The sequence below is a fragment of the Frigidibacter sp. MR17.14 genome (genome assembly GCF_037095735.1).
In the GTDB taxonomy this organism is placed as follows: Bacteria; Pseudomonadota; Alphaproteobacteria; order Rhodobacterales; family Rhodobacteraceae; genus Frigidibacter.
This window is the reverse complement of the sequence record NZ_JBAWKD010000001.1, coordinates 542,681-558,171: the sequence shown is the minus strand read 5'-3', so window position 1 is coordinate 558,171 and position 15,491 is coordinate 542,681. Positions and strand designations below refer to the sequence as shown.

The window sequence follows — 15,491 nt, the reverse complement described above, 5'->3', positions numbered from 1 at the left end:
GTATTGCCCGAGATCCGAACGGATCGCTTTGCCGTGGCGGACGTTTTCTTGCCCGTCGCGGACGGCTTGGCTAGGCTGCGCCGAACCGCAGGGAAAACGCCCCATGAGCCTGCCCGAACCGCTGTCGATCGGCTTCGTCCTGACCCCGGATTACGCGCTGATGTCGCTCGCCTCGGCGGTCGAGCCGCTGCGCGCGGCGAACCATCTGGCGGGGCGCACGCTGTATCGCTGCAGCTTCCACTCGGTCGCGGGGGGCTTTCTTGCCTCGACCTCGGGCGGGGGCTTCCACACCGAGCCGCTGTCGGTCGCCGGCGCGATCCCCGACCTTGTGCTGGTCGTCGCCGGCGGCAACCCGATGCTCTACGAAGACCCTGCGCTGACGCAGGCGCTGCGCGGCCTTGCCAGCCGCGGCGTGCGGCTGGGCGGCATCTCGGGTGGGGCTGCGATCCTCGCCAAGGCCGGGCTGATGGCGGGGCGGCGCTTCACGGTGCATTGGGCCCATATCGACCCGCTCGCCGAATACGCGCCCGACCTGCTGATCGAGCGCGCGCTCTATGTCATCGACCGCGACCGCTACACCTGCGCGGGTGGGGTTGCGGCGATGGACATGATGGGGGCGCTGATCGCACGCGGCCAGGGCGCGGCCTTCGCGCGCGAGGTCAGCGACTGGTTCATCCATCCGCGGCTGCGGCTGGCGGACGAGCCGCAGCGGCTGGCCGCGGCGCAAAGGTTCAACCTGCATCACCCGGTGCTCGAGGCCGCGGTCGAGCTGATGGCGAGCCATCTGGCCGATCCGCTGTCGCCCGATCAGCTGGCGGCGCTGTCGGGCTGCAGCGCGCGGCAGCTGCAGCGGCTGTTCACGGGGCGGTTCGGCCTGTCGATGATGACCTTCTATCGCGACCTGCGGCTGGCCAAGGCCGATGAGCTTCTGCAGCAGACCGCGCTGCCGCTGATCGAGATCTCGACGATGACGGGCTTCGGCAACGTCTCGCATTTCACGCGCTGCTTCAGCGGGAAATTCGGCGTGCCGCCAGCGCAGAAGCGTCGGGCGGCGATGGTGGGTGAACGCCCGGTGCCGGCAAGACCGAAAAGGTCCGCACCCGGGGCGCGGACCTGACGGTGCCGGATCGAAGGGCCGCTCAGATCAGGCCCCTCGGGTGAGGATGCACTTGGCGAAGCGTTTCTGCACGCGTCGGTGCGGAAGATTTATAATATGAATACAAATGGTTAGCACTGGATCGTGCCGAAGCCTTCCCCTCTCCGCTACCGCACGACGAACGGGCCTAGTCTAAATGAGACTCTGCGCTGCCGCGCCTCAGTGTCGATCTGATTCGAACCGACGGTGACCTGACATGTGGTCTCGGCGCACTGATGTGGTCCACCTCTTGGAGTAGTTTATGCCGTTTTACGGAAGACTGCGGCGCCGGCAGGCAAACGAGAGAAGCCTGCAGACATCCTGCAGGTTCAGGCCGGATGGTGGGCGACCCATAAGCGTGCGGAACGAACATGGCGGCGTGAGGGGCTCGAGGTTCCGCCCAAACATCAGAAACGCGGCTGGCGGATCGCTCATGCCCGCGCTTGCGCCGGGAACGACCGAACCACGTCTGGTCCCATGACTTCGTCCAGCACCGGACGGCGGATGGGCGCGCTTGCCGCATGCTCATGCCCCGCGTAAAGCGCAAGCTCCACGCTGTCGACGTGGTGGATGCGCTGACCGGCCTGTTCATCCTGCGGGGCCCGCCAGTGTATATCAGGTCGGACAACGACCCGGAGTTCATCGCGAGACTGCCCGCATCGAGCCGGAATCCCTTGGGAAGACGGCTGCGTCGAGAGCTTCGACGCGAGGCTCCGTGACGACCTGCGCGACGCCGAGATCTTCCATTCTCTGAGGGCGGCGCAGATCCCGATCGAACGATGGTGCCGCCATTACGATGCCGTCCGCACCCACATCGCTTCGGGCTATCGGCCGCCAATACCTGAGGCGCCCCTCCCGATGGACCACAGGCCACTCCTGCACTGCCTTCAAACCAGACCGCCCGAGAGGGGCAGTCCCGGTCTTCCGAAGCGCTGCAACCGGTCAAAGCCTCGGGCCGCTGCCCTGTCCTGACCCTGCGTTTCAGCAACATTCTCGCGCAAATACCGTGAAAGCCCGTCCCCCCGCCGAACGGCGTCAGGGGAACCCTCCAGCGCTGGAAGGTCGTTCGCTTTGCGTGAACCCGACCGGAGGCCGCCATGTCCTACTCACGCTTCGCCCTGATGATCCTTGCCTCGACGGTGGTGATGTTCGGGCTCATGTATCTGAACACCTACGCGCTCGAGCATGTCTTCTTCAGCGAGACGCGCGGCTACATGGCGCTGGTCATGGGGGCGGCGATGGCTCCTATCATGCTCCTGTTCATGTGGGGCATGTACAAGGGCCGCGGCACGAAGATCGCGATTCTCGCCGCCAGCGCCGTCGTCTTCGCGGGCGCGCTCTGGCTCGTGCGCAGCCAGGTCACCGTCGACGGCGTCAGCTACATGCGCGCGATGATCCCGCACCACTCGATCGCGATCATGACCTCCGAGCGTGCCGGGATCGAGGATCCGCGCGTGCGCAAGCTCGCCCGCGGCATCGTCGAGGCTCAGGAACGCGAGATCGCCGAGATGCGCTACCTGATCGCGGACATCGGTCGGAACGGAGAGGCGACCGAGATCTACCGCGATCCGGAGGCGCGACCGGGCAGCCTCGGCGATGCGCTGGCCAACACGCTGCGGGCCGGGCTCGATCCCGCCCAGATGAGCGACCGCGAGATCGGCGAGACCGTCGCCGCCCCCGCCTGCCGCTTCCGCCAGACCGAGGCGGCGGCACCGATCCTCGTCTCGGGCCCCGAGGGCGCCGGGATGAAGCTCAACGGCATCCTGTTGCGCCTCGCCCCGACCGGGAACACCGCATGGCAGACCGAGGGCGCCTCGGTCACGGTCACGCCCGAGGCCGACCCGGGCCCGCGCGCCGATGCCGAGATGGTCTTCGCCCTGCAGGACGGCCCGACCGTCGGCTACCGCGGCTTCTGGTCCTGCGACGGGTGAGCGGTCAGTCGATCAGGCCATTCGCCTGCTGGAGCGCGCGGACGTAGGCGATGACCGCCTTCACCTCGGCCCGCGTGATGCCCTCGACGGGGGGCATGTCGCCGAAACGCCAATGATGGGCCCGGACGCCGCTTTCCGCCGCGATCAGGAAGGCCCGATCCCCGTGGTGGTCAGGAAGATAGAACGGATGCAGGAACGGGGGTCCCTGCTCGGTACCGGTCGCGACCTCTCCATGGCAGCTGGCGCAGCGCGCAGCATAGGCGCGCTGGCCGAGCGCCGCCTCGCCGGTCACGTCGGGAAGGATCACCGCTCCCGGCTCGGGCACCGCGAAGCTGCCGGCAGCCGCGGGCAGACCTGCCGCCACGGCAAGGCACGCGAGCGTCCCTGCGAGGGGCCAGTTCATGCCCGGCCCTCCGCCCCGGCAAGGTCCGACAGGATCGGGCAGTCCGGGCGGTCGTCGCCGTGGCAGCGGTGCACGAGGTCCGAGAGCACCGCCTTCAGCCCCTCGAGCTCAGCGATCTTGCGGTCGATCTCGCCAAGCCGCTCCTCGGCCAGTCGCTTCACGTCGGCACTGGCACGCTCGCGGTCCTCGTAGAGCGAGATCAGCGCACGGCAATCGTCGATCGAGAACCCCAGCGACCGCGCCCGGGCCAGAAAACCCAGCTTCGCCGCCTCGCGCGCGCCGAAGTCGCGGTAGCCGTTCGCGGCACGGGCCGGACGGACCAGCCCGATCTCCTCGTAATAGCGGATCGTCTTCGCCGGCAGGCCGCTCGCCTCGGCCGCGTCCTTGATGTTCATCGCGCCACCTCCATCCTTTGATGCAAAGCCTAAGGCTTCCTGCCGCTGGAAGGTCAATCGCGATTTTCCCCTTGACCTTCCAGCGACTGGAAGGACTACGTCACAGGGCGACGCAAGGTTCCTGCCCGGGAGGCACACATGCACGCGCATCATCATCACGACCATGGAACCGGTTCCGGCTGCTGCGGCGGTAAGGGCCAGGGACCCGCGAAGACGACCGTCATCCGCGATCCCGTCTGCGGCATGACCGTCGATCCCGCCGCCGGCAAGCCGAGCCTCGATCACGACGGCCGCAGCTTCCACTTCTGTTCGGAAGGCTGCCGCACCAAGTTCGCCGCCGCGCCGGAGGACTACCTGACCGCGAAGGATCCGGTCTGCGGCATGACTGTCGACCGCGCCAGCGCCGCGCACATGGCCAGGCATGACGGCCAGCGGTTCTACTTCTGCTCGGCCCGCTGCCAGCAGAAGTTCGAGGCCGATCCGGCCAGCTACCTCGGCGACCGCCCCGCGCCCGTGGCCCCGGCTGGCGCGCAATGGACCTGCCCGATGCACCCCGAGATCGTGCAGGACGGCCCCGGCGACTGCCCGATCTGCGGGATGGCGCTCGAGCCGATGATGCCCACCGCCGACAGCGGTCCCAACCCCGAACTCGTCGACTTCCGCCGCCGGCTGTGGATCGGCGCACCCTTGGCAGCGGCGGTCTTCGTGCTCGAGATGGGCGACCACCTCGGCCTGCCGTTCCGCGACTGGCTGGGGCCGACCGCCTTCCTCTGGGTCCAGGCGGTGCTGGCGACGGCGGTCGTCTGGCTGACCCGCGTGTTCTTCAAGCGCGGCTGGTCCTCGATCGTCAACCGCAGCCCGAACATGTGGACGCTGATCGCGATCGGCACCGGGGCGGCGTGGATCTTCTCGGTGGTGGCGCTCATCGCGCCGGGCATCTTCCCGCACGCCATGCGCCATGACGGCATGGTGCCCGTCTACTTCGAGGCGGCGGCGGTGATCCTGATCCTCGTGCTCGTCGGACAGGTGATGGAAATGATCGCGCGCGAGCGCACCGGTGACGCGATCCGGGCGCTGATGGACCTCGCGCCGAAGACCGCGCGGCGGATCCGCGGTGGACAGGAGGAGGACGTGCCCCTCGACGCCGTCGCGGCGGGCGACCTGCTGCGCGTGCGCCCGGGCGAGTCGGTGCCGGTCGACGGCACGGTGACCGAGGGTCATTCGAGCGTCGACGAGAGCATGGTGACCGGCGAGCCGGTGCCGGTCGAGAAGGCGCAAGGCGCCACCGTCACCGGCGGCACGCTGAACCGCACCGGCAGCTTCGTCATGCGCGCCGAGCGGGTGGGGGCCGAGACCACGCTGTCGCGCATCGTGGGCCTCGTCGCGCAGGCGCAGCGCTCGCGCGCGCCGATCCAGGCGGCGGCCGACCGGGTGGCGGGTTATTTCGTGCCGGCGGTCGTCGGCTCGGCCCTGCTGGCGTTTGTCCTGTGGTGGGCGCTCGGCCCCGCGCCGGCGTTGAGCCACGCCTTCGTCGCCGCGGTCTCGGTGCTGATCATCGCCTGCCCCTGTGCGCTGGGCCTCGCCACGCCGATGTCGATCATGGTGGCGACCGGGCGCGGCGCGCATGCCGGCGTCCTGATCCGCGATGCCGAAGCGCTGGAGCGGCTGGCCAAGGTCGACGTGCTGGTCGTGGACAAGACCGGCACGCTGACCGAGGGCCGCCCCTCGCTGACCGAGGTGGTGGCGGGCGCGCTCGACGCGCCCGCGATCCTCGCCCATGCGGCGGCGCTCGAGCGTGGCTCGGAACACCCGCTGGCCGAGGCGATCACCGCCGGGGCCCAGGCGCGCGGGGCCGCGCGGCTTGAGGTGCAGGACTTCGAGGCCGTCACCGGCAAGGGCGTGACCGGCACGGTGAACGGCGCGCGGGTCGCCCTTGGCAATGCCGCGCTGATGGCGGCCGAGGGCATCGAGACCGGGGATCTTGCCGCCCGCGCGGCAGAGCTGCAGGCGCAGGGCCGCACCGCGATGTTCCTCGCGGTGGGCGGCAAGGCCGCGGGCCTCGTCGCGGTCGCCGACAAGGTGAAACCCACCACGGCCGAGGCGATCAGGGGCCTGCACGCGGCGGGTCTGCGCATCGTCATGGCGACGGGCGACGCCGAGGCCACGGCCAAGGCCGTGGCGCAGAGCCTCGGCATCGACGAGGTCCGCGCCGGGGTTTCGCCCGAGGACAAGGGCGCGCTGGTGGCCGAGCTGCAGGCCAAGGGCCTGAGCGTCGCGATGGCGGGCGACGGGGTGAACGACGCGCCGGCGCTGGCGGCGGCGGACGTGGGCATCGCGATGGGCACCGGGGCGGATGTCGCGGTGGAAAGCGCGGGCATCACGCTGGTGAAGGGCGACCTGACGCGGATCCTGACCGCGCGCAGGCTGGCGCAGGCGACGATGGCCAACATCCGCCAGAACCTGTTCTTCGCCTTCGTCTATAACGCCGCCGGGGTGCCGCTGGCGGCGGGGGTGCTCTACCCGTTCCTCGGCATCCTGCTCTCGCCCGTTGTCGCGGCGGCGGCGATGAGCCTCAGCTCGGTTTCGGTCATCGGCAACGCGCTGCGCCTGCGCGCGCTGAAGCTTGACTGAGACCAAGGTCGGTGGCGGGGGATTGCCGCGCCACCGACCAGGCCCTTGCCCCGCGCCCCTGCAGTCCGGTAGATTTCCCCCATGTGGCACCGCCTTCGCGCTCTTCTCCCGCTTTGCGTCGTGATCCTGATCACGGCGACGGTGGCGTTGAGCCCGGCCAACGCGGCCTCGATGCTCGACTGCGATGGCACGGTGACCGCGCCTGCCAAGGCCTCCGAAATGGGCCATGACCATGCCTCGATGTCGCACGCGGATAAAACGCCCGCGCCCGGCGACATGAAGGCCGACCACTGCGCCAGCCATGCCTGCCTGATGGCGATCGCCGCGCTGGCGATCCAGCCTGCGGCGCCGTTGCGCCTTGCGCAGCCGCAGGGCCTGCCGGTGCGCGCCTCGCTCATTGACCTCGCGATCCCCGAGGGGCTGCGCCGGCCACCCCGCGCCTGATCCGGATTCCGCATGCGCGGGGGGGCCAAGCCCTCGCGCCCGTCGTGACCTGTGATCGGATGAGGACCTTTCGTGAAAACCGTTCTTGCGGCCATCGTGCCGCTGCTTGCCGCCGGCTGCGCGCCGGTGGACAGGCTGACCCCTGCGCTGGCGCTGATCGCCCCGGCCGATCCCGCGACCGCGCGCCCGGCCCCTTCGGGCCCCGCCGTCGCCTATACCGCGCATGAGATCACCGAGCCGGGCGACTGGCGCGGCCTGAACGACGCGCAGTCCGGGGGGCGGCCATGAAGCCGCTGATCCTGGGCCTCTCCGCCGCCCTCACCCTGTCGGCCTGCGCCGATTTCGGCACGATGGGCCGCGCCTCGGAGCCCCGCGCGGGCTTCGCGCGCACCGAGGCCGCAGCCCGCTCCGCCGGACTGACGGCCGCCTGGCACCTCACGCCGGCCGAGGTCGCGGCCAATGCCGCCCGCGTCCGCGCCCGGGTGCAGGGCAAGACCGTCAACGCCGACACCGCGGTGCAGGTGGCGCTGGTCAACAACCGCGCGCTGCAGGCGCGCTATGCCGAGCTTGGCCTGTCCTCGACCGAGCTTTGGGAGGCCGCGATGGGCCCTGTTCCCACCCTCGGCGTCTCGGCCACCGGCCTTGCGGGCGATGCCGCGCGCAGCTTGGAAGCGGCGCTCGCGGCCTCGCTTCTCGACATCGCCACCGCGAAGCCCCGCACCCGCGTGGCGCAGATCCGCTTCGAACAGGCCGAACTCGCGGCGCTGTCCGAGACCATGGCGCTCGCCGTCGAGACCCGCCGCGCCTGGATCGAGGCGGTCGGCGCCTTCGAGGCGGCGGCGCTGATCGGCCAGACCCAGGGCACGGCCGAGGCCGCGTCGGAACTGGCGGCGCAGCTTGGCCAGACCGGGGCGCTGAACCGGGCCGATCAGGCGCGCGAACATGCCTTCACCGCGGAACTCGCCGCCGAGCGCGCCGCCGCGCGGCTGGAGGCCGAGGTCGCCAAGGAACGGCTCTTGCGGCTGATGGGTCTTTGGGGCGGCGATCTCGACGTCTTCGTCCCCGACGCCCTGCCGGGGCTGCCGGGCCGGCCGCGGGGCGCTGCCGACATTGAGCGGCTGGCCCTGCAGAACCGCCCCGATCTGGCGTCGGGACGGCTGGAGCTGGAGGCGGTCGCGCTCGACTACCGTCTGGAAGGCCGGACGCGGATGATCTCCGACGTGGCGCTGGCCGCGGGCGGCGAGGTGGAGCGCGAGGACGGCGAGACTGACCGCACGGCGGTTCTGGACCTCGATTTCGAGATCCCGCTCTACGACACCGGCAGGCTCGTCTCGAAGCGCGGCCAGATGGCCTATCTGCAGGCCGCCAACGAACTGGCCGACCAGGCGATCGCCGCGCGGGCCGAGGCGCGGATCGCGCAGCGGCAGGTCACCGGCCGCCACGCGATCGCGCGGCAGTGGCGCGACCAGGTGGTGCCGCTTAGGGCCGAGATCGATGAGCAGGCGCTCCTGTCCTACAACGGCATGCTCACCTCGGCCTTCGATCTTCTCGAGGATGCCCGCGACGGGCTCGAGGCGCGGCTCTCGGCCGCCGCGGCCAAGAAGGACTACTGGATCGCCGAGACCGACGTGACCGCCGCCATCTGGGGCGGCCCGATCTCCAGCGAAGGAGGCGACGAATGAACCGCAGACAGATGCTGGGCGCCGGGATCGGCGCCGGTGCGGTGCTGGCCTCGGCCGCCGCCGCGCAGACGCGCTTTCGCGACCTGCCCGAGGCCGCGGTGATGGACAGCCCCGCGACCGCGGTGCCGCCGCGCCCGGGCTCGGGGCCCGACTACAACCCGGTGGTCACGCTCAACGGCTGGTCGCTGCCCTGGCGGATGAACAGCAACGTCAAGGAGTTCCATCTGGTCGCCGAACCGGTCGAACGGATCATGGCCGAGGGGATGATCGCCCGCCTCTGGGGCTACAACGGCCAGTCCACCGGCCCGACCATCGAGGCGGTCGAGGGCGAGCGGGTGCGGATCTACGTCACCAACCGCCTGCCCGAACACACCTCGGTCCACTGGCACGGGCTGATCCTGCCCTCGGGGATGGACGGGGTCGGCGGCCTCAGCCACCCGGCGATCCCGCCGGGCAAGACCTTCGTCTACGAGTTCGACCTGATCAAGTCGGGCACCTTCATGTACCACCCCCATGCCGACGAGATGGTTCAGATGGCGATGGGGATGATGGGCCTCTTCATCGTGCATCCGCGCGACCCCGCCTTCATGCCGGTCGACCGCGACTTCGCCTTCCTGCTCGCTGCCTATGACATTGACCCCGGCACCTACCTGCCGCGGGTGGCCGAGATGACCGACTTCAACCTGTGGACCTTCAACAGCCGGGTCTTCCCCGACATCGACCCGCTGGTCGCGGCCAAGGGCGACCGGGTCCGCGTGCGGGTCGGCAACCTGACGATGACCAACCACCCGGTGCACATGCACGGCTACGATTTCGAGGTCACCTGCACCGACGGCGGCTGGGTCCGCCCCGAGGCGCGCTGGCCCGAGGTGACGATCGACATCCCCGTCGGCGCGATGCGGGCCTACGAGTTCGACGCGAACCACGTCGGCGACTGGGCGCTGCACTGCCACAAGTCGCATCACACGATGAACGCGATGGGCCACGACCTGCCGACGGTGATCGGCGCCGACAAGTCGCGGCTGACGGCGATGATGCGCCGCCACCAGCCCGGCTACATGCCGATGGGCACCGCCGGCATGGCCGACATGGGCGAGATGTCGATGGAGCTGCCCGAGAACACCGTGCCGATGATGACCGGCTGGGGGCCCTACGGCCCGCTCGAGATGGGCGGCATGTTCACCGTGCTGAAGGTGCGCGAGGGCATCGCGCCCGGCGACTATTCCGACCCCGGCTGGTTCGAGAACCCGCCCGGCACCCAGGCCTGGGAATGGACCGGAGAGCTTCCGGACCATGCCCGCAACGACAGCCCCCGCACGATCCTGACCCCGCCCGGCCACCTGCGCCGCGGCTGAGCCCCGATTTTCCTGAGGAGACTCCCAGATGACCACCAGACTCCCCCTGATCGCTTTCGCGCTTTCCCTTGCGCCGGGCGTGGCCCTTGCCGCCGGAAACCATGCCGGCGGCCACCCGATGGCGATCGGCATGGCGGCCCACCACAAGCCCTCGCGCACCGTCGAGGTGACCATGCGCGAGACCGACGACGGGGCCTATGTCTTCGAACCCGCCGATCTCGCCTTCACCCCCGGCGAGACGGTGCGCCTGCACATCGTCAACGCCGGCGAGACCGAGCACGAGTTCGTCATGGACACGCCCCATGCCATCACCGAGCACAAGGCGCTGATGGAGAAGTTCCCCGAGATGGAGCACGACGACCCGAACGCCGTGCGCCTCGGCCCTGGCGAGGAGGCCGACATCCTGTGGACCTTCGGCGACGCCGGCGCCTTCGCCTTCGCCTGCCTGCTGCCCGGCCATTACGAGGCCGGCATGCACGGCACGCTCGACGTCAAGTGACCCCTGAAAGGAGATTTCCGATGAAGACGCTGCTGACCCTCGCCGCCGCGCTGACGCTCTCGGCCGGCATGAGCCTCGCGCAGTCCGGGATGCCGATGACCACCGGCACCGTGACCAAGATCGACACCAAGTGGAACAAGGTCACGATCGACCACGGCCCGCTCGAGAACCTCGACATGCCGGCGATGAAGATGGTGTTCAACGTCGCCGATCCGGCGATGCTCGAGGGCCTGAGCGAAGGCGCCGAGGTCGAATTCCACGCCGAGCGCATGAACGGCAAGCTGACGGTGACCGAGCTGAAGCGCTGACGGCGATGCCCCGGGTGACGGATCATGCCGTTCATCCGGGGTTCAAAGAAGGCATCGCCAGCTTGCGGGCACGGTCGCGGACCGGGCATCACCCTCGACCTTCGCCCGCATCGTGTTGCCACCGATCCGTGGCGCCGTTCCGGGATCCGACCCTGGCCCCTTCCCCTCGCGAGACGGGGCCCGGTGCACGCGCGAGCCGGACAGGCAAGTGCGGTCGCGAATGTCCGCTCCGTCCGCGAAGTCGACTGCCACGGTCGCATGCACGCCCGGAGATCCCGCGCTTGCGGCCGTCGGCACGCACCCGCGAAGCGACAGGTTATGGGTAATCGCGCACCCTTACGGGGGCGCGAACCGCTTTGGGCACTCCTGCACCCCGATCAGAAGTCGAGGTTCTCGACGCTCAGCGCGTTCTGCTGGATGAACTCGCGGCGCGGCTCCACCACGTCGCCCATCAGCTTGGTGAAGATGTCGTCGGCCTCCAGCATGTCGTCGACCTTCACCTGCAGCAGCGTCCGCGCCACCGGGTCCAGCGTGGTCTCCCACAGCTGATCCGGGTTCATCTCGCCCAGACCCTTGTAGCGCTGCAGCGTCAGCCCCTTCTCGCCCTCGGTCAGGATCGCCTTCAGCAGCTCGAGCGGGCCGTGGATCAGCTGCTCGCGCTCCTTGCGCACCAGCTTCACCGGCTGGCCATAGGCCTCGATCAGCGCCTCGGTGAACGAGCCCAGCCGCCGCGCCTCGCCCGAGCGCAGCACCTGCCCGTCGAGCGTGCGCACTTCCTCGACGCCCCGGACGAAGCGGGCGAAGCGCAGCCCGTGGTCCTGCGTCGGGCGGCCCTGCCAGCCGCGCTCGTATTCCAAGACCACATCGTCCAGCCGCGCGGCCACGGCATTGCCCACGCCCTGCTGGTCGGCATCGACCGCACCGGGGCGGAAGGCGCCGGCGATCGCCGCCTGTTCCAGGATATGGGCCGGATAATGCGTCGGGAAGGCCTTCAGCACCCGCTGCACCGACCGCGCCTCTTCGACCACGCGGGCCAGGTCCTGGCCCATGATCTCTTCCCCGTCCGCGCGGCGCAGCATCGCCCCGTCGACCCCGGCCTGCACCAGGTAATCCTCGAGCGCCGCCTGGTCCTTCAGATAGACCTCGGACTTGCCGCGCGCGACTTTGTAAAGCGGCGGCTGCGCGATGTAGAGGTGTCCGGCCTCGATCAGCTCGGGCATCTGCCGGAAGAAGAAGGTCAGAAGCAGCGTGCGGATATGGGCGCCGTCGACATCGGCATCGGTCATGATGACGATCTTGTGGTAGCGCAGCTTGGCCAGGCTGAACTCGTCGCGCCCGATGCCGGTGCCCAGCGCGGTGATCAGCGTGCCGATCTGGTCAGAGCTGAGCATCCGGTCGAAGCGCGCGCGCTCGACGTTCAGGATCTTGCCGCGCAGCGGCAGCACCGCCTGGTTCTTCCGCTCGCGCCCCTGCTTGGCAGAGCCGCCGGCCGAGTCCCCCTCGACGAGGAAGAGTTCGGAGAACTCGGGGTTCTTCTCCTGGCAGTCGGCGAGCTTCCCGGGCAGCGAGGCCACGTCCATCGCCGTCTTGCGCCGCGTCAGCTCGCGCGCCTTGCGCGCCGCCTCGCGTGCCAAGGCGGCCTCGACGATCTTGCCGACGATGATCTTGGCTTCCGAGGGATGCTCTTCGAACCATTCGGCGAGCTTCTCGTTCACCAGGTTCTCGACCGCCGGGCGGACCTCGGACGAGACCAGCTTGTCCTTGGTCTGGCTCGAGAATTTCGGATCGGGCACCTTCACCGACAGCACGCAGGTCAGACCCTCGCGCGCGTCGTCGCCGGTGAAGTCGACCTTCTCCTTCTTCGCGATCCCGCTCGTCTGGGCGTAGGAGTTGATCGTGCGGGTCAGCGCGCCGCGGAAGCCCGCCATATGGGTGCCGCCGTCGCGCTGGGGGATGTTGTTGGTGAAGGGCAGCACCGTCTCGTGGTAGCTGTCGTTCCACCACATCGCCACCTCGACGCCGATGCCCTTGACCTCGCCGGTCATGTAGATCGGCTCGGCCATCACCGGGGTCTTCGAACGGTCGAGATACTTGACGAATTCCTTCACCCCGCCCTCGTAGAACAGCTCGGTCTTCAAGGGCTCGGCCGGGCGCTCGTCCTCGATGATGATCCGCACGCCCGAGTTCAGGAAGGCCAGTTCGCGCAGCCGAGTCTCCAGCGTCTTGAAGCTGTACTCGAGGTTCGAGAAGGTGCCCTCGGGGTCCGTCACCTTCGACGAGGCCATGAACCGCACCTCGGTGCCGCGCTCGCCGGGGGCGGGGCCCACGGGGTGGACATGGACGGTGCAGACGCCGCCCTCGAACCGGGCCTTGTATTCGGTGTCGTCGCGCCAGACCGTCAGCTCCAGCCAGTCGCTGAGCGCGTTCACCACCGACACGCCCACGCCATGGAGCCCGCCCGAGACCTTGTAGGCGTTGCCGTCGCTGTCGGTGTTGTTGAACTTACCCCCGGCATGCAGCTGGGTCATGATGACCTCGGCCGCCGAGACGCCCTCTTCCTTGTGCATGTCGACCGGGATGCCGCGGCCGTTGTCGCGCACCGAAACCGAGCTGTCGGCGTGGATCTTCACCCGCACGAAGTCGGCATGGCCCGCCAAGGCCTCATCGATGCCGTTGTCGACGACCTCGTAGACCATGTGATGCAGGCCCGAGCCGTCGTCGGTATCCCCGATATACATGCCCGGCCGCTTGCGGACCGCCTCCAAGCCCTTCAGAACCTTGATGGAATCCGCGCCGTAGGTCGAGGGCTTCGGGCTGTCGTCGGTCATGGGGAAAGGCCTTCGGTGGTGGATGCCATTTTATAGGGGATCGGGGGGGCAATGTCACCCCGAACCCACAATATTTGGGGGTTTCGCGCCTGTGGCGGCCCTGCGCCGGAAACAGGGTCGGGGGGCCTGCGAGGCCCCCCGTGCCCCCCCGGCTCTGGCGCGCCTGCCCGGGGTCAGAGCAGGGGGATGATGCAGCCGACGGCGACCAGCAGTCCGCCCGCTACCCGGTTGGTCCAGATCAGCGCCGCGGGGCGGGTCAAGAGCACGCGGGCGCGGGCGACCGCGGCGGCGGTGATCAGGTTGCCGCACAGCGGGATCGCCATCGACATCGCCACGATCGCCGCGATGTCCCAGCCGGTGATCCGCGTCAGGTCGAAGAAGCCGGGCAGCACCCCCATGTAGAACAGGATCGCCTTCGGATTGCCGAGGATCGCGAGGATCCCGGCCGAGAACCCGGCCCAAAGCCCCGGCCGCGTCATCCGCCCGTCGGTGGTCAGCGGCCGCGCCGCGCCGCGGATCAGGCCCAGGCCCATCACGATGAAGATCCCCGCGGCGATCCAGCGCAGCACCGCCATGATCTCGTGCATCTGACCCGCAATCACCGACAGGCCGAAGATCGCCACGAGCGACCACATCATGTCGCCCAGCACCACGCCCACCGCCAGCGGCCAGGCGCCCGCGAAGCCCCCCGTGAGGCCGCGGGCGATCAGCGCCACGAAGACCGGGCCGGGGGTCAGCCACAGGATCAGCAATGCCCCGGCATAAAGCCAGAGGCCTTCGGCAGAGAGCGTCATCGCGGCCTCGCGCAGGGCAGGGGGCGGGCGGGCCGCCGGTTGGTCCGCGCAGTCATGCCGGGCCGCGATGCCGCTGTCGAGGGGGCCCGTCGATGGGGCCCGTCGAGGGGAGGTGTCGAGAGGGCTAGAGATCCCGCGCCCAGGTCTGCCCCATCAGGTCCTGCCCGAAGCTGCGGTGCGGCGCCTGATCGACCAGCTCGAACCCCGCGCCCTGATAGATCCGCCGGGCGCTGGTCAGGCAGTCGTTGGTCCAGAGCACCATCCGGCCATAGCCCTTCGCCCGGGCGAAGCGCAGGCATTCCTCGACCAGCCGCCGCCCGATGCCCAGTCCCCGTGCCCAGGGCTCGACCCACAGCAGCCGCAGTTTCGCGCTGCCGTCCTCGGCCTTCACCACCATGACCGAGCCCGCGACCCGCCCCTCGACCTCGGCGATCCAGAGACGCTCGCAGGCGGGATCGAAGTCGCGGACGAACTTCGCCAGGATCTCGGCCACCAGCGCCTCGTAGCTCTGGTCCCAGCCGTATTCGGCGGCATAGAGCGCGCCGTTGCGGGCCATGATCGTGCCAAGGTCGCCCGGCTCGGGCGCCCGCAGCACCACCGTCCGATCCTTCGGCCCTTCGCCCAGCAGCCGCGAGACGCTGCGCATCGCGCCGACCAGCTCGCGCCGCTCGGCCGGGGTCAGCGGCGCCAGCAGCCCGCGCATCACCTCGGCCGAGGCCGCGTCCAGCCCCGCCGCCGCCGCCGCCCCGGCCCGGGTCAGGCGCAGCTCCAGCCGCTTGGCATTGGCGGCGCTCGGCCGGCGCTCGACCAGCCCGTCGCCCTCGAGCTGGGCGATGACCCGGCTCAGGTAGCCGGGATCGACCCTCAGCGTCTCGGCCAGATCACGGGCCGCGGGGGCGGCTTCGGCAGTGGCGATCTCGTAGAGCACCCGCACCTGCGGCAGCGCGTAGTCCGACGCCAGGAAGCGGTCGTCGAGCAGCCCGACCAGCCGCGTGTGGAAGCGGTTGAACTGCCGGAAGGCGGCGACCTGCCCGGGATCGACCTCGGGCACGGCCTGCGCAGGGGAAGGGGAAGACATGTTGCCTG

General features: G+C 69.8%; 14 protein-coding genes and 1 pseudogene. 10 read left to right on the top strand and 5 right to left on the bottom strand.

Going from position 1 to position 15,491, the window contains the following annotated elements; genetic code table 11:
• The first annotated feature begins 103 nt into the window (after window positions 1-103).
• From V8J36_RS02705 to V8J36_RS02695, 3 genes and pseudogenes are all read left to right on the top strand, one after another.
• The gene (locus V8J36_RS02705; RefSeq protein ID WP_336465703.1) at window positions 104-1,117 is read left to right on the top strand and encodes a GlxA family transcriptional regulator; all 1,014 of its coding nucleotides are present in this window, start codon (window positions 104-106) and stop codon (window positions 1,115-1,117) included.
• 351 nt (window positions 1,118-1,468) lie between these two features.
• Window positions 1,469-2,017: pseudogene (locus V8J36_RS02700) on the top strand (integrase core domain-containing protein); the annotation flags it as partial.
• A 215-nt stretch (window positions 2,018-2,232) separates the two neighbouring features.
• Window positions 2,233-3,066: a DUF6692 family protein gene (locus V8J36_RS02695; RefSeq protein WP_336465702.1), complete on the top strand. Its 834-nt coding sequence runs from the start codon at window positions 2,233-2,235 to the stop codon at window positions 3,064-3,066.
• 4 nt (window positions 3,067-3,070) lie between these two features.
• Here V8J36_RS02695 and V8J36_RS02690 read toward each other — a convergent pair whose 3' ends face one another.
• Entirely contained in the window at window positions 3,071-3,469 is a 399-nt protein-coding gene (locus V8J36_RS02690) for a c-type cytochrome (protein ID WP_336465701.1), read from the bottom strand.
• Window positions 3,466-3,864 (bottom strand): Cu(I)-responsive transcriptional regulator, encoded by a 399-nt coding sequence (gene cueR, locus V8J36_RS02685; protein ID WP_336465700.1) that lies wholly within the window; start codon window positions 3,862-3,864, stop codon window positions 3,466-3,468. Before cueR ends, V8J36_RS02690 begins: the two co-directional genes overlap by 4 nt.
• A gap of 138 nt (window positions 3,865-4,002) precedes the next feature.
• Between cueR and V8J36_RS02680 the strand changes: the two genes are divergently transcribed.
• From V8J36_RS02680 to V8J36_RS02650, 7 genes are all read left to right on the top strand, one after another.
• Window positions 4,003-6,495, top strand: a complete 2,493-nt coding sequence (locus V8J36_RS02680; RefSeq protein WP_336465699.1) for a heavy metal translocating P-type ATPase — start codon at window positions 4,003-4,005, stop codon at window positions 6,493-6,495.
• A 120-nt stretch (window positions 6,496-6,615) separates the two neighbouring features.
• Window positions 6,616-6,939: a hypothetical protein gene (locus V8J36_RS02675; protein WP_336465698.1), complete on the top strand. Its 324-nt coding sequence runs from the start codon at window positions 6,616-6,618 to the stop codon at window positions 6,937-6,939.
• A 72-nt stretch (window positions 6,940-7,011) separates the two neighbouring features.
• Window positions 7,012-7,227 (top strand): hypothetical protein, encoded by a 216-nt coding sequence (locus V8J36_RS02670; RefSeq protein WP_336465697.1) that lies wholly within the window; start codon window positions 7,012-7,014, stop codon window positions 7,225-7,227.
• A complete protein-coding gene (locus V8J36_RS02665) occupies window positions 7,224-8,621 on the top strand; it encodes a TolC family protein (RefSeq protein WP_336465696.1) in 1,398 nt (465 codons plus the stop codon). The genes V8J36_RS02670 and V8J36_RS02665 overlap by 4 nt, the downstream gene beginning before the upstream one ends.
• Window positions 8,618-9,976, top strand: a complete 1,359-nt coding sequence (locus tag V8J36_RS02660) for a multicopper oxidase family protein (protein WP_336465695.1) — start codon at window positions 8,618-8,620, stop codon at window positions 9,974-9,976. The genes V8J36_RS02665 and V8J36_RS02660 overlap by 4 nt, the downstream gene beginning before the upstream one ends.
• A 28-nt stretch (window positions 9,977-10,004) precedes the next feature.
• A complete protein-coding gene (locus V8J36_RS02655) occupies window positions 10,005-10,475 on the top strand; it encodes a cupredoxin domain-containing protein (RefSeq protein ID WP_336465694.1) in 471 nt (156 codons plus the stop codon).
• A gap of 20 nt (window positions 10,476-10,495) precedes the next feature.
• Window positions 10,496-10,783 carry a copper-binding protein gene (locus tag V8J36_RS02650; protein WP_336465693.1) on the top strand — a complete coding sequence of 96 codons (288 nt, stop codon included), beginning with the start codon at window positions 10,496-10,498 and terminating at the stop codon, window positions 10,781-10,783.
• Window positions 10,784-11,160: 377 nt separating this feature from the next.
• Here V8J36_RS02650 and gyrB read toward each other — a convergent pair whose 3' ends face one another.
• The 3 genes from gyrB to V8J36_RS02635 all read right to left on the bottom strand — a co-directional run bounded on the left by gyrB (window position 11,161) and on the right by V8J36_RS02635 (window position 15,483).
• The gene (gene gyrB, locus V8J36_RS02645) at window positions 11,161-13,611 is read right to left on the bottom strand and encodes a DNA topoisomerase (ATP-hydrolyzing) subunit B (protein WP_336465692.1); all 2,451 of its coding nucleotides are present in this window, start codon (window positions 13,609-13,611) and stop codon (window positions 11,161-11,163) included.
• 173 nt (window positions 13,612-13,784) lie between these two features.
• Window positions 13,785-14,405: a LysE family translocator gene (locus V8J36_RS02640; protein WP_336465691.1), complete on the bottom strand. Its 621-nt coding sequence runs from the start codon at window positions 14,403-14,405 to the stop codon at window positions 13,785-13,787.
• A 124-nt stretch (window positions 14,406-14,529) separates the two neighbouring features.
• Window positions 14,530-15,483: a bifunctional helix-turn-helix transcriptional regulator/GNAT family N-acetyltransferase gene (locus V8J36_RS02635; protein WP_336465690.1), complete on the bottom strand. Its 954-nt coding sequence runs from the start codon at window positions 15,481-15,483 to the stop codon at window positions 14,530-14,532.
• Window positions 15,484-15,491 lie beyond the last annotated feature (8 nt).

What these genes read in the sequence shown, in the direction of transcription:
- cueR (WP_336465700.1), bottom strand. Translation starts at nt 3,864, where the DNA reads ATGAACATCAAGGACGCGGCCGAGGCGAGCGGCCTGCCGGCGAAGACG.
- V8J36_RS02640 (WP_336465691.1), bottom strand. Translation starts at nt 14,405, where the DNA reads ATGACGCTCTCTGCCGAAGGCCTCTGGCTTTATGCCGGGGCATTGCTG.
- V8J36_RS02690 (WP_336465701.1), bottom strand. Translation starts at nt 3,469, where the DNA reads ATGAACTGGCCCCTCGCAGGGACGCTCGCGTGCCTTGCCGTGGCGGCA.
- V8J36_RS02635 (WP_336465690.1), bottom strand. Translation starts at nt 15,483, where the DNA reads ATGTCTTCCCCTTCCCCTGCGCAGGCCGTGCCCGAGGTCGATCCCGGG.
- V8J36_RS02695 (WP_336465702.1), top strand. Translation starts at nt 2,233, where the DNA reads ATGTCCTACTCACGCTTCGCCCTGATGATCCTTGCCTCGACGGTGGTG.
- gyrB (WP_336465692.1), bottom strand. Translation starts at nt 13,611, where the DNA reads ATGACCGACGACAGCCCGAAGCCCTCGACCTACGGCGCGGATTCCATC.
- V8J36_RS02665 (WP_336465696.1), top strand. Translation starts at nt 7,224, where the DNA reads ATGAAGCCGCTGATCCTGGGCCTCTCCGCCGCCCTCACCCTGTCGGCC.
- V8J36_RS02680 (WP_336465699.1), top strand. Translation starts at nt 4,003, where the DNA reads ATGCACGCGCATCATCATCACGACCATGGAACCGGTTCCGGCTGCTGC.
- V8J36_RS02655 (WP_336465694.1), top strand. Translation starts at nt 10,005, where the DNA reads ATGACCACCAGACTCCCCCTGATCGCTTTCGCGCTTTCCCTTGCGCCG.
- V8J36_RS02660 (WP_336465695.1), top strand. Translation starts at nt 8,618, where the DNA reads ATGAACCGCAGACAGATGCTGGGCGCCGGGATCGGCGCCGGTGCGGTG.
- V8J36_RS02650 (WP_336465693.1), top strand. Translation starts at nt 10,496, where the DNA reads ATGAAGACGCTGCTGACCCTCGCCGCCGCGCTGACGCTCTCGGCCGGC.
- V8J36_RS02705 (WP_336465703.1), top strand. Translation starts at nt 104, where the DNA reads ATGAGCCTGCCCGAACCGCTGTCGATCGGCTTCGTCCTGACCCCGGAT.